At 58.6% G+C, this 12,449-nt stretch carries 11 protein-coding genes; 10 read left to right on the top strand and 1 reads right to left on the bottom strand.

The features are described from left to right. Positions 1 to 15 precede the first annotated feature (15 nt). From cheY to motD, 10 genes are all read left to right on the top strand, one after another. Positions 16 to 405 carry a chemotaxis response regulator CheY gene (cheY, locus tag AW06_RS00055; RefSeq protein WP_034931543.1) on the top strand — a complete coding sequence of 130 codons (390 nt, stop codon included), beginning with the start codon at positions 16 to 18 and terminating at the stop codon, positions 403 to 405. A 1-nt stretch (position 406) separates the two neighbouring features. After that, a complete protein-coding gene (cheZ, locus tag AW06_RS00050) occupies positions 407 to 1,285 on the top strand; it encodes a protein phosphatase CheZ (protein WP_034943631.1) in 879 nt (292 codons plus the stop codon). A 10-nt stretch (positions 1,286 to 1,295) separates the two neighbouring features. Next, entirely contained in the window at positions 1,296 to 3,206 is a 1,911-nt protein-coding gene (locus tag AW06_RS00045; RefSeq protein WP_273704241.1) for a chemotaxis protein CheA, read from the top strand. A 174-nt stretch (positions 3,207 to 3,380) separates the two neighbouring features. Beyond that, positions 3,381 to 4,520 (top strand): flagellar biosynthesis protein FlhB, encoded by a 1,140-nt coding sequence (flhB, locus tag AW06_RS00040; RefSeq protein ID WP_034943628.1) that lies wholly within the window; start codon positions 3,381 to 3,383, stop codon positions 4,518 to 4,520. Beyond that, entirely contained in the window at positions 4,513 to 6,597 is a 2,085-nt protein-coding gene (flhA, locus tag AW06_RS00035; RefSeq protein ID WP_034943625.1) for a flagellar biosynthesis protein FlhA, read from the top strand. Before flhB ends, flhA begins: the two co-directional genes overlap by 8 nt. Further along, positions 6,594 to 7,952, top strand: a complete 1,359-nt coding sequence (gene flhF, locus AW06_RS00030) for a flagellar biosynthesis protein FlhF (protein ID WP_034943622.1) — start codon at positions 6,594 to 6,596, stop codon at positions 7,950 to 7,952. Before flhA ends, flhF begins: the two co-directional genes overlap by 4 nt. Further along, entirely contained in the window at positions 7,945 to 8,829 is an 885-nt protein-coding gene (locus AW06_RS00025; RefSeq protein ID WP_034943620.1) for an AAA family ATPase, read from the top strand. Before flhF ends, AW06_RS00025 begins: the two co-directional genes overlap by 8 nt. 18 nt (positions 8,830 to 8,847) lie before the next feature. After that, on the top strand, positions 8,848 to 9,594 hold the full coding sequence (locus AW06_RS00020) for an RNA polymerase sigma factor FliA (RefSeq protein ID WP_034943617.1): 747 nt from the start codon (positions 8,848 to 8,850) through the stop codon (positions 9,592 to 9,594). Continuing rightward, positions 9,587 to 10,327, top strand: coding sequence for a flagellar motor protein (locus AW06_RS00015; RefSeq protein ID WP_034943614.1), 741 nt, complete (start codon positions 9,587 to 9,589; stop codon positions 10,325 to 10,327). The genes AW06_RS00020 and AW06_RS00015 overlap by 8 nt, the downstream gene beginning before the upstream one ends. Before the next feature lie 3 nt (positions 10,328 to 10,330). After that, positions 10,331 to 11,107, top strand: a complete 777-nt coding sequence (gene motD, locus AW06_RS00010) for a flagellar motor protein MotD (RefSeq protein WP_034943611.1) — start codon at positions 10,331 to 10,333, stop codon at positions 11,105 to 11,107. Between the two features lie 7 nt (positions 11,108 to 11,114). On the opposite strand, the gene AW06_RS00005 is transcribed toward motD, so the two are convergent. Beyond that, positions 11,115 to 11,948 (bottom strand): formylglycine-generating enzyme family protein, encoded by an 834-nt coding sequence (locus AW06_RS00005; protein WP_046536562.1) that lies wholly within the window; start codon positions 11,946 to 11,948, stop codon positions 11,115 to 11,117. Positions 11,949 to 12,449 lie beyond the last annotated feature (501 nt).

Below are 12,449 nucleotides of genomic sequence, written 5' to 3'. Positions count from 1 at the left end.
ACCTGGAGTTAAAGAATGGCTGATCCGAAGATGAAAATTCTGGTGGTGGATGATTTTTCGACGATGCGACGCATCGTCAGAAATCTTCTCAAGGAATTGGGTTTCTCGAACGTAGACGAAGCAGAAGACGGTGCGGTGGCATTGCAGCGGCTGCAGAATGGCGACTTCGAGTTTGTCGTCACCGACTGGAACATGCCCAACATGGATGGCCTGCAACTCCTCAAGTCGATTCGCAGCGCGCCAGCGCTCAAGCATCTGCCGGTACTGATGATCACCGCCGAGGCGAAGAAGGAAAACATCATCGCGGCTGCGCAGGCGGGGGCAAGCGGCTATATCGTCAAGCCTTTCACCGCCGCTACGCTGGCCGAGAAACTGCAGAAAATCTTTGACAAAATGGGTGGCTGAGATGAGCGACGCGGATAGGTCTGGAGACTCGAGAGAACTCGAAGCGCTGTTCGACAGCATTGCGGCCGGAGTAGCAGCGGACGCAACGCCGGCGCCGCCAGCATCTCGGGGGCCATCGTTGATGCAGCAGTTACGCGAGGGCGATGGGGCAGATGACAGCGACGAGTTGCAGCTCCTCTTCGACTCGGTCGTAGCAGCGCAGAGCGCGGCAGCGGTCACTCCTAAAGCGGCAGGTACTCCTGAAGCGGCGGGCAGTGGTGAACGGTGGCAAGGCCAGGACCGGGTGTTTCAGCGCATCGGTCAGATGGCCCGTCAGTTGCACGACACGCTTGGGGAACTGGGTTACCACGAACTCATCGAGAATGCCGTCTCCGCCATCCCTGACACCAGGGACCGCCTCAACTATGTCGTCAACCTGACCGAGCAGGCCGCCTGCCGGGTGTTGAATGCGACCGATTTGGCGAACCCCCTGCAGGAGGAACTCGAAACCGCTTCGGCCTCCTTGGCGACGAAATGGGATGCTCTCTTCGCCAATCGCATGGGTGTCGAGGAGTTCAAGCGTCTGGCCGAGGAGACGCGTTCCTTCCTCAAGCAGGGACTGCCTCAGAAAACCGGGGCCACGAAAGCGCAACTACTCGAGATCATGATGGCGCAGGACTTCCAGGATCTGACCGGCCAGGTGATCAAGAAGATCATCAATGTGGCACAGGAACTCGAGTCGCAGCTGATGGGGGTACTCATCGACACTCTGCCCGGCGAGCGTCGTACCGATTCGGTAATGAGCCTGCTCAACGGGCCGGTGATCAATGCCGAAGGGCGCGGTGACGTGGTGGCTACACAGCAGCAGGTTGATGACCTGCTCGGCAGCCTGGGATTCTAGGAGGTTCAGGATGAGTGATTTTGCCGGGATGGAAGACCTTCTGCAGGATTTCCTGCAGGAGGCTGGAGACCTGCTGTCGGATGTCGACAACAAACTCGTCGATCTGGAGCGGAGCCCGGACGATCGTCGTTTGCTCAATGACATTTTCCGTGGGTTTCACACCATCAAGGGCGGCGCAGGTTTTCTCAATGCCACCGAACTGGTTACCCTCTGCCACTTGACCGAAAGCCTGTTCGACAAGCTCAGAAACGCCGAAATAAGGCTGACTGCAGCTCTGATGGATACCATCATGGCAGCGACCCAGAGTGTTCGCCATATGTTTGGCGAGATCGCCCAGGGTACGCAACCGCATGCGGCTCCCGGCGAGGTCAGCGTCGCGCTGCGGGCCATTCTCGAAGGGCGTGTCGAAAGCCAGGCCGACACCGGGATGGCGGCTGCTGTCAATGTTGCAGACGAAGGTCCGGACTGGCACGCTCTGCACGCGGCCGTGAGTGGGCAGGATATCGCCCTACCGGCAGTAGCCGCGCGAAGCACGCCTGCCGCGGCGGCGAATGCGGCCGCAGCCGCGGATGCTGCGGTGGATCTTTCCAAGCTGAAACCGCATTTCCCGCCGGAAGGGCGCCGCAGTACCGACAAACCTGGCGCTGCGGTGAGTGGAGCTCCTTCCGGTCGCCGTGCCGACGAGAGGGCGGCTGCTCGCGAAGCGACCATTCGGGTCGATACCACACGCCTGGATCAGGTACTCAACTTGTCTGGCGAGATTGGGCTGACGAAGAACCGCCTGACCAGTCTGCGCGCTGATATCCTTGCCGGCAGAACCGATTCGGAAACCCTGCAGGCCCTCGATCAGGCAGTCAGCCAGCTTGATCTTCTGGTTTCGGATTTGCAGAACTCGGTGATGAAGACGCGGATGCAGCCGATCGGCCGGTTGTTCCAGAAGTACCCGCGGATTGCCCGCGACCTGGCTAGGCAGTTGGGCAAGGACGTCGAGCTGGCACTGATTGGCGAAGAAACCGAAGTCGATAAAACGATGATCGAGGATCTGGCCGATCCGCTCATTCATCTAATTCGCAATGCTGTCGATCATGGCGTCGAGGGACCTGAGGAGCGTCTTCTGGCCGGCAAGCCTGCGAAAAGCGTGGTCCGTCTCGAAGCGCGTCAGGAGGGCGATCACATCGTCCTGATCATTGCCGATGACGGGCACGGGATCAGTCCTGAACGGATCAGGGCCAAAGCGGTCGAGAAGAACATCATCAGCGAAGAGGAGGCCAACACGCTCGATGACCGGCAAAGCCTGAACCTGATTTTCCTGCCCGGCTTCTCGACGATGGCGCAGGCATCGGCAGTATCCGGCCGCGGTGTCGGGATGGATGTGGTCAAGACCAACATCCAGAAACTCAATGGATCGATCGAGATCCGCTCCGAGCCTGGCAAGGGTTCGGTGTTCATCATTTCACTGCCGCTGACGCTGGCGATCCTTCCCGTTCTGCTCGTCCTGCTCGGTGATCAACCCTTTGCGCTGCCGCTATCGATGGTCAGGGAAATTCTGCCGATCGATCACCAGCGGATGCAGGAAGTGGGTGGCAAGGAAACCCTGGTGGTGCGTGGCGAAATCCTGCCGGTGATCGCGCTCTCGCGTCTGCTTGGCTGGCCACAGCTGCGGCAGCCTGAGTACGGCGTGTTGATGCAGACCGCAGAGCGCAGTTTCATTCTGGCGGTGGACAACTTTGCCGGCCGGGATGACGCGGTGATCAAGGCGCTGGACGACTTCCGTCCACGCGGTGTTGCCGGCGTAACGACGCTCTCGAATGGTCAGATCGTTCTGATCCTGGACATGAAAGAACTTCTCGCCGATCTGGGCACGCAAGCCGACCGCGACCTGCGGAGCACGCCGGCGCGGGCTCTGGAGTTTTTCGCCTAGACACCGAGGCGAACTTGGCTGGCACGGGGGCTGTGGCCCCCGTTTTGTTTTGTGTCTCCGCGACAACTGTTGTTCCTGCGCAACTATCTGGGAATTGGTCTAAATAAGCGCGCTTCCTGATCTCTTGTAACCTCGGTTTTTTTATAATAGCCCGGAGTAAACAGGAAGATCCGAATGGCTGAGGAAAGCGACCTCGAAAAAACAGAACCGGCGTCAGCAAGACGTCTGGAACAGGCGCGCGAGGAGGGTCAGGTCCCTCGGTCGCGCGAGGTTGGCGCGTTCGTGATCTTGATCGTCGCCGCGACGGCATTCTGGCTGATGGGTCCCTGGGTGATGCAACGCATGGCGGAAATTTTCCGACGTGGTCTGTGGGTCGACTCACGCCTGGCACGCGAGCCGACGATGATGCTGGTTCGCCTGGCAGAGATCTCGCTGGATGCCTTGCTGATTTTTGTCCCATTGTTTGCTGCGCTGGTCGCAGCAACCCTGCTGTCGCCTTTTTTTCTCGGTAGCTGGAATTTCTCCATGAAGGCGCTGCAACCTGACCTGAGCCGTCTCGACCCGCTCAAGGGCATGGCTCGCCTAGTGTCCTGGTCCGGACTGGTGGAACTGGTCAAGGCCGTGGCCAAAGCTTCACTGCTTGGCGGCGTTGCGGTGTGGATTCTGTGGAGTGAGCGTGGCGATCTCCTGGCGATGTTTGCGCAGTCGCTTCCCGTTAGTCTGTCGAGCGCCGGCCACTTGCTCACCTTCAGCTTTTTCGCGATCGTTACAGCGATGTTGCTGATCGTTGTGGTCGACGTGCCATTTCAGATCTGGCAGCATCACGACAAACTCAAGATGACTCGCGAGGAACTCAAGCAGGAAGGCAAGGAACTCGAGGGTAACCCCGAGGTGAAGGGTCGTATTCGCCAATTGCAACGTGAGGCGGCGCGCAAGCGGATGATGGCCGCCGTCCCGGCGGCTGACGTGATCGTGACCAACCCGACCCATTATGCGGTCGCGCTGGCTTACAAGAGCGGCATGGTCGCACCGAAAGTGCTGGCCAAGGGGGTGGGTGAGATCGCCCTCAAGATCCGTCAGGTTGGCGCCGAGAATGCGGTACCGATCATTGAGGCGGCACCCTTGGCGCGCGCGCTCTACCGCCATGTCGATCTCGATCAGGAGATCCCGGCAACACTTTACGCGGCGGTCGCCGAGGTGCTAGCCTATATCTATCAGTTGAGCAACTGGCACCAGACCGGCGGTAACTATCCGATGCCAACGCTGGCGATGACGGTTCCTGACGAACTCATCGGAGAAACGGCAAATGGCTGATGCAAGCCTGGTCATGCGGGATTTCGTCGCACGTTTCGGCCAGCGACAAATGGCCGGTCCAGTGCTGATCATGCTGATTCTGGCGATGATGGTCCTGCCACTACCCGCTTTTATCCTGGATCTCTTCTTCACGTTCAATATCGCCATTTCGGTGATCGTCATGCTGGTTGCCATGAGCGTGATCAAACCCCTGGATTTTTCCGTTTTTCCATCCGTGTTGCTGGTCACGACGCTACTGCGCCTGTCCCTCAACGTCGCTTCGACCCGTGTCGTTCTGCTCGAAGGTCATACTGGGCCCGGTGCTGCCGGGCAGGTCATTGAAGCCTTCGGGCATTTCCTGGTTGGCGGCAACTACACTGTCGGAATTGTCGTGTTCACGATTCTTGTGGTCATCAATTTTGTGGTCATCACCAAAGGTGCCGGACGGGTTGCCGAGGTGGCCGCACGCTTCACGCTCGATGCCATGCCGGGCAAACAGATGGCGATCGATGCCGACCTCAACGCCGGACTGATCGCCGAAGATGAAGCACGCAAGCGGCGTGCGACGATCGCCCAGGAGGCGGATTTTTTCGGATCAATGGACGGTGCCTCGAAGTTTGTTCGCGGTGATGCGATTGCCGGTATCCTGATCATGCTGATCAACGTGATTGGCGGCCTGATCGTCGGGGTGTTGCAGCACAGCATGGATTTTGGCGCCGCCGCCAAGACCTATACCCTGCTGGCTATTGGTGATGGTCTGGTGGCCCAGATCCCGGCACTGATCATTTCGATTGCTGCCGGCATGGTCGTGACACGCGTTGGCGACAACGAGGATGTTTCACAGCAATTCGTCTCGCAGCTTTTCAGAAATCCGAAGTTGCTGTATCTGACGGCTGCGATCGTCGGTTTTCTGGGCCTGATTCCCGGCATGCCCAATTTTGTTTTCCTGCTTCTGGCCAGCGCGATCGCCGCCATGGCCTGGCAGCTGGACAAGCGTGAGCATGTCGCCGTGCCAGAGCCCATCGCTGTTGCACCGGCAGCGCCTCGCGAAGCACAGGAAGCCAGTTGGAATGATGTCACGCCACTCGACGTGCTCGGTCTGGAGGTCGGCTATCGGCTGATTCCATTGGTCGACAAGTCACAGGATGGTGAGTTGCTGCGCCGGATACGCGGCATTCGCAAGAAATTTGCCCAGGAAGTGGGTTTCCTGGTATCTCCTGTTCATATCCGCGACAACCTGGAACTGAAACCGAATGCCTACAAGATCTTGCTCAAAGGCGTCGAGATCGGTCAGGGAGAAGCCTTCCCGGGAAATCTGCTGGCGATCAATCCCGGTCGGGTTGCCGGGCAGGTGCCTGGTACGGTGACCAAGGATCCAGCCTTCGGGTTGCCGGCGGTGTGGATTGATCCGGCCCTGCGCGAGCAGGCCCAGGCCTACGGTTACACCGTCGTCGATGCCAGTACGGTCACTGCCACGCACCTCAACCACCTGATTCTCGCGCACTCTGCTGAACTGCTGGGGCGGCAGGAGACACAGGCGCTGCTCGATCATCTGGCAAAAGAGATGCCCAAACTGGTTGAGGAACTGGTGCCCAAGGCCCTGTCACTCGGCGTAGTGCAGAAAGTCTTGCGTAATCTGCTGGAGGAGGGCGTGCCTCTTCGTGACATGCGCACGATCATTGAAACCCTTGCCGACATGGCTCCACGCTATCAGGATTCGGAGGTGCTGACCGCGCAGGTGCGTACAGCGCTGGGCCGTTCGATCGTTCAGGAGCTTTACCCGGGGGGGGCTGAAATGCAGATAATATCGCTGGATCCGCAACTCGAACGCCTTCTCATGCAGGCTGTCGGTGCTGGTGGCGATGGCTCCGGCATCGAACCGGGCCTTGCAGATACCTTGGTGCGTGAGGCCGTTGCTGCAGCGCAGCACCAGGAAGAGGTTGGTTTGCCAACGGTCCTGCTGGTTCCGGGGAATCTGCGCACGCTGCTGTCGCGCTTCCTGCGCCGCAGCATTCCCCAACTGAAGGTCCTGGCACACGCTGAAGTGCCTGAAAGCAGGGTCATCAAGGTGACCTCCATCATTGGACAGAGAGTATGAACGTCAGGAAATTCATTGCCGCAACGGCGCGTGACGCCTTGCGCAAGGTCAAGGAAACCCTCGGACCGGACGCGATCATTCTGTCCAATCGAGGGATTCCCGGAGGGGTCGAGATCATGGCGGTGGCTGCCCGCGACATGGAAATGATCGTACCGACGCCGGAGCGGGACGCACCTCGCAGCAAGGAATACACAGCCGCTGCACCACCCGCTCCGATGCCGGGACGAGTCACCGCAAGGGATCAGCCGCTGTTGCGCGGCATGTCGCCAGCCCTGGGGCAAGCGAGTGCGCGTCCTAACTCTCGCCCGCCGCCAACACCTGCGGTGAGACCCCTGCCGCAGATGGAACTGGAGGTGCCGCAGTCGCTCCCGCACAGCGGTGCAAAACCAGAGGCGGAAGTGGTACCTGTCGCCGTAATGGAGGAAATTCGTACGCTGCGCCGGCTTGTCGAGCAACAGTTGGCCGGTTTCGCCTGGGGGGAGGCCGCGCGTGCAGAGCCTGTCAAGACAGAAATTCTTCGTCAGATGCTTGACGTCGGTTTCTCACCCCAGGCTGCGCGCGATCTGCTTGCCGATCTCCCCAGCGAACTGGAGGCAGGGCAGGCTTTGTCCTGGGTCAAGGGGGCTGCCGAGCGTAGCCTGTTGACCATTAACAGCGAGAGTGACATTGTCGATCAGGGTGGCATCTATGCGCTGGTCGGCCCCACCGGAGTTGGGAAGACGACGACCACTGCCAAGCTGGCTGCACGCTGTGTGTTGAGACACGGTGCCAGGAAACTCGCCTTGGTGACGACCGATGGATACCGGATCGGTGCCCACGAACAGTTGCGAATCTATGGCCGGATTTTGGGTGTTCCAGTGCATCTTGCCAGGGATGCCAAAGACCTGCGCATCACGCTGCACGATCTGCAGCACACGCACATGGTGCTCATCGACACCATCGGAATGAGCCAGCGTGACCGGATGGTGAGCGAACAAGTGGCCATGTTCGGGGCCAGTAACGTCAAGTCGCTATTGCTCCTGTCGGCGACCAGCCGCGGCGATACGCTCGATGACGTCGTCAGATCGTACAGCCGGCTGGATCTGGCGGGGACTATTCTGACCAAGGTTGACGAAGCCGCGAGCTTGGCTTCGTCACTTGATGTGATCATCCGGCACGGTTTGCGGCTGTATTATGTGTCGAATGGGCAGCGGGTGCCGGAGGATCTGCATTTGCCTAATCGCCAGTACTTGCTGCATCGTGCTTTCAAGGACTTGCCCGAGAGTTCCCCGCATCACCTGAGCGGCCTGGAGCCCGGCTTGATGATGGCCAGTTCGGCGGTCGGTCTTCAGTCAGCCGGAGGCCAGCATGGCTGATTTCCGAGGCGATCAGGCGTCAGGCTTGAGACGCCTCCTGCAGCGCCCGCAATCGCGTATCGTGACCTTTTCTGCCGGCAGCGTGGGGGTGGGCAAGAGCGTTCTGGTGGCCAATTTGGCGGCCACACTAGCCGGCCAGGGCAGAGAGGTTCTGGTGGTGGACGAGAGTGTCAAGCACGGCGTTGCCACATTTTACGGCGCCTTTGCAGCCTACGATCTGCAGCAGGTGATCGATCGGGAAAGGTCGATCGCGGAAGTGATTCTTTCGGTAGCGCCGGGGATCCGAGTGCTGCCGGCGGCCAGAGTCGTCAAGCAACTCGCCAGGCTCACCGCTGCCGAGCAGCGCATCCTGCTTGACTGTCTTGGTGAAATCCGGCCGGCTGCCGATGTCGTTCTGGTCGATACCTCGCTCGACCATCCGCTTGGTTTTTCGCCGCTTGGCCTCGCCGCGCACGATACCGTGATTGTCGTGTTACCGAACAGCCGGTCGATTACCGAGGCCTACGCACTGATCAAGAAAGTCAGTCTGGGTTACGCGCGCAGGCACTTCCGAATCCTGGTGAATAAGGTACGAACCACCGTCGACGCGCATGCAATCCATGACAATATTGCACAGGTGACCAGCAGTCGCCGATTGGCTCGCCTTGATTACGCGGGTTGCGTGCCTTTTGACGAACATTTGCAGCAGGCCTCCCGGTTGTGCCAACCGGTTGCCAGCTTGTTTCCGAACTCGCCAGCAGCGAAGGCATATCGAATCGTGGCCAACGAACTGTTGAATTGGCCAGGAGCCGAAGACGATTTCGGAGGACTCGAAGATTTTGTGCAACAACTGCTACACTTGTGCCACCGCATCGATCCAGTTGCTATCTACGCCTGATAGCTTCTTCAATAACTCATGTATAACGCTGCTGGTCAACTCAATAAGGATCAGCTGGTCGAGCGCTTCGCCCCGCTGGTCAAGCGCATCGCCTGTCACTTGATGGCTCGCCTGCCTGCCAGTGTGCTGGTGGAGGATCTGGTGCAGAACGGGATGCTCGGCCTGCTTGATGCCATTGGCCGTTTCCAGGCCGGCATGGGAGCTCAGTTCGAGGCCTATGCGGTACAGCGCGTGCGCGGCGCGATGCTCGACGGGCTGCGCGATAATGACTGGTTGCCGCGCAGCCTGCGCCGCAACTATCGGCGTATCGAAGTTACGATTGCCCGACTCGAACAGGAAAATGGCCGCGCACCGACAGAAAGGGAACTGGCTGATGCTCTGGAAATGCCTCTTGCCGACTACCAGAAAATGCTGCAGGAAGCACGAGGGCATCAACTGATCTACCTGGAGGATATGATTTCCGAAGGGGGTGAAGAATATCTCGAACATCATCTGGCAGATGCAGATGCCGATCCGTCCACGATTCTCGAAAACGAATATCTCCGTCGCGAACTCGCGCAGGCGATCGAAGGGCTACCGGAGCGTGAGAAGCTGATGATGGCGCTCTATTACGAACAGGATCTCAACCTGCGCGAGGTCGGCGAGGTGATGGAAGTCAGCGAGTCGCGCGTGTGTCAATTGCACAGTCAGGCGGTGATGCGATTGCGCGCTCGCTTGTTCGGCGCTGGCGGCAGGAAGCTGGGCAAAGCCGCAAGTCATGGATAGAACCAGTGTCCTCGGCTTGCTGATTGGTCTGATGGCGATCGTTGCCGGCCAGATTCTCGAGGGGGGGCATCTCGGATCGCTCTCGCAACCGACGGCGCTGATGATCGTTGTGGGCGGTACGCTGGGTGCGGTCATGTTGCAGAGTCCCTACACTACTTTCGTGCGCGGAATCCGCATGGTGAAATGGATGTGGTACCCTCCTGAGGTCAATCATCAGCAGGTGATCCAGCAGGTTTCGAACTGGAGCCAGGTGTCGAGGCGCGAGGGTCTGCTGGCACTTGACGCCATCCTCAACGAGTTGAAGGACGAGTTTACCCGAAAGGGTCTGCAACTGCTGGTTGATGGCGCTGAACCGGAAAGACTGCGCGAGGTTCTTGAAGTCGAGATTGGCACCTTTGAACAGGAGATGAAACTTTCTGCAAGAATATGGGAGGCCGCAGGCGGTTATTCGCCGACCATCGGTATTCTCGGTGCAGTGATGGGATTGATCCAGGTGATGGAGAATCTCTCCGACCCATCGAAACTCGGCGCCGGTATCGCCGTCGCTTTTGTCGCCACGATCTACGGCGTTGGCCTGGCCAATCTGGTCTACCTACCGATGGCCAACAAACTCAAGGCGCATGTGAATCGCCTCATTGTGCAACGCGAAATGATCGTCGACGGGTTGGTGGGTATCGCCAACGGGGATAATCCACGGATCATCGAGAGCCGATTACGTGGTTATGTCTTTTAAACGATGGCACGGCGAAAACACGAGGACGAACACGACAACCACGAACGCTGGCTAGTATCGTACGCTGATTTCATTACCCTGCTTTTTGCCTTCTTTGTGGTGATGTACGCGCTCTCCTCGGTAAATGAGGGAAAGTACCGTATTCTGAGCAATTCGATGATCAGCGCCTTTCGCAATGTCCCTGTCAACAGCACTGGACAAACACCGATGGTTCTGCCACCGTCTGCACCGGTGGTACAGAAACCGGACCTGGTAAACAAGACGCAGGAAGCCGTCAAACAGCAACAGCGCGAGAAAATGCGAAACGTTGCCAAGGAGATCCTTGAGGTGATGGCACCGCTGATTGCTCAGGGAAAGGTGCGTGTGCTCGAAAGCAGCCGTGGTGTGAGCATAGAAATCAACGATAGCATCCTGTTTGCTCCCGGCCAGGCACTGTTGCAACCGCCCATGGCCAGAGCCATGCAGTCGGTTGCCGATGTGCTGGTTGCCTCGGAGTTTCCGATCATCATTGAGGGGCACACCGACAATATTCCGATCAAGAATGTGCAATTCCCCTCGAACTGGGAGCTTTCCGCCGTGCGTGCGACTACCGTCCTGCGCCTGTTCGCCGACGCTGGTATCGCCGCTGAGCGCCTGACCGCGATTGGTTATGCCGATACGCGTCCGGTCGAGCCAAATGTGCTGGCTGATGGGCGGGCGCGAAATCGCCGGGTGACGATCCAGATCGAATCGGAGATTCCCGAAAAGGGTACGGACATCACGCCGGCAGGCCGTAATTGAAACTGATTCAGCAAATACGGTTGTGTATGCCGACAGGACTCCGGATCTGTCCCAGTGCAACCCGGAAACCGCTGCTGCGTGGACGGTAGGCAGGTTCGATGCGACTACGGTTGGCAGAACGTGCGTAGCGGGCGGGGTCGCTCCATGTACCGCCGCGCAGGACGCGCATCTTGCCGATGATTGGGCCACTTGGGTCGAACTGCGGTGCAGCCGGGTATTCACCATACCAGTCGGCGCACCATTCCCAGACGTTGCCATGCATCTCGTACAGGCCCCAGGGGTTTGCCGGCAAAGAAGCGACGGGCACGGTGCGCTGCCGATAAATACCTTTGTCGCCACCGATGCAGGGATAGTGACCGTGAAAGTTGACCTGCTCAACAGTGACCTGATTACCGAAAGAGAAAGGTGTCGTTGTCGTAGCCCGGCAGGCATACTCCCATTCGGCCTCGCTCGGCAGGCGGGCGTACAGTCCCGGAAAGCGTCTGTTCAACTCGGCGATAAAACCCTGAGCATCGTGCCAACTGACATTCTCGACGGGATTCTGCGGGTGATCCTGGAAATGGCTGGGATTCACCGGCCATACTGCCAGCCAGAAGGCCTGCGTGCAGGCTGTGTCGGCGAGCCAGTAGCCGTTGCTAAGCGTTACCTCGTGCTGCAACTCAGCACTGCCTCGCTCGCTCTCGTCAGCTTGTGTGCCCATCAGAAAGTGCCCCGGTCTAATCCAGCGAAATAGCTGCTGGGCATTGCCAACGCGCAGTATCACCGATAGTCCGAAGCGATCCTCTACAACATTGCTCACCCAGGGTGGCGGGATAGGCCTGGGAGGGATGATCTCTGACATAATTGGCTTTCGTGGCGGCGTAACCGGAAATTGTCTGTTTGATTCATGCTAATGACAAGCCGGAGGTAGGCACTCAGGCGTTCCTCGGGATTCCACTATGGGCTGCTGCCGGATAGAGCGCACCATTCGATCGGGTCATGGCGTTCCTCGACCCAGGATTTGATCGGCTGGCTGTGATGCTCCCGATGATCGTCCAGGTTCCGTGTTCATGCGCACATCCATTAGGGCAAATACTCGTCATTCAAGAGTTATTCAGGCCTAATCTATAGAAAAAATCTTTCATCAGATCTCCCGGAATTCGCTTGCAAGCACTTAGTGTTTTAGACAGGAGGTGGGTGAGGCACAGCATTATACAGGAGAGTTGCCGAGGCGTTGGTGTAGTATATTAGCATACCTCCTGTAATTTATCCCATAGCCATGTATTCTTGGTTCTGGGCAAGACCTCCCTCTTTTTGCGCCCTTTTTCATGCAGCAGGCGCGATTTGCCCTACCCGGACAGAT

This window comes from Candidatus Accumulibacter cognatus (genome assembly GCF_000584975.1).
In the GTDB taxonomy this organism is placed as follows: Bacteria; Pseudomonadota; Gammaproteobacteria; order Burkholderiales; family Rhodocyclaceae; genus Accumulibacter; species Accumulibacter cognatus.
This window is presented reverse-complemented; position numbering and strand designations above follow the sequence as displayed.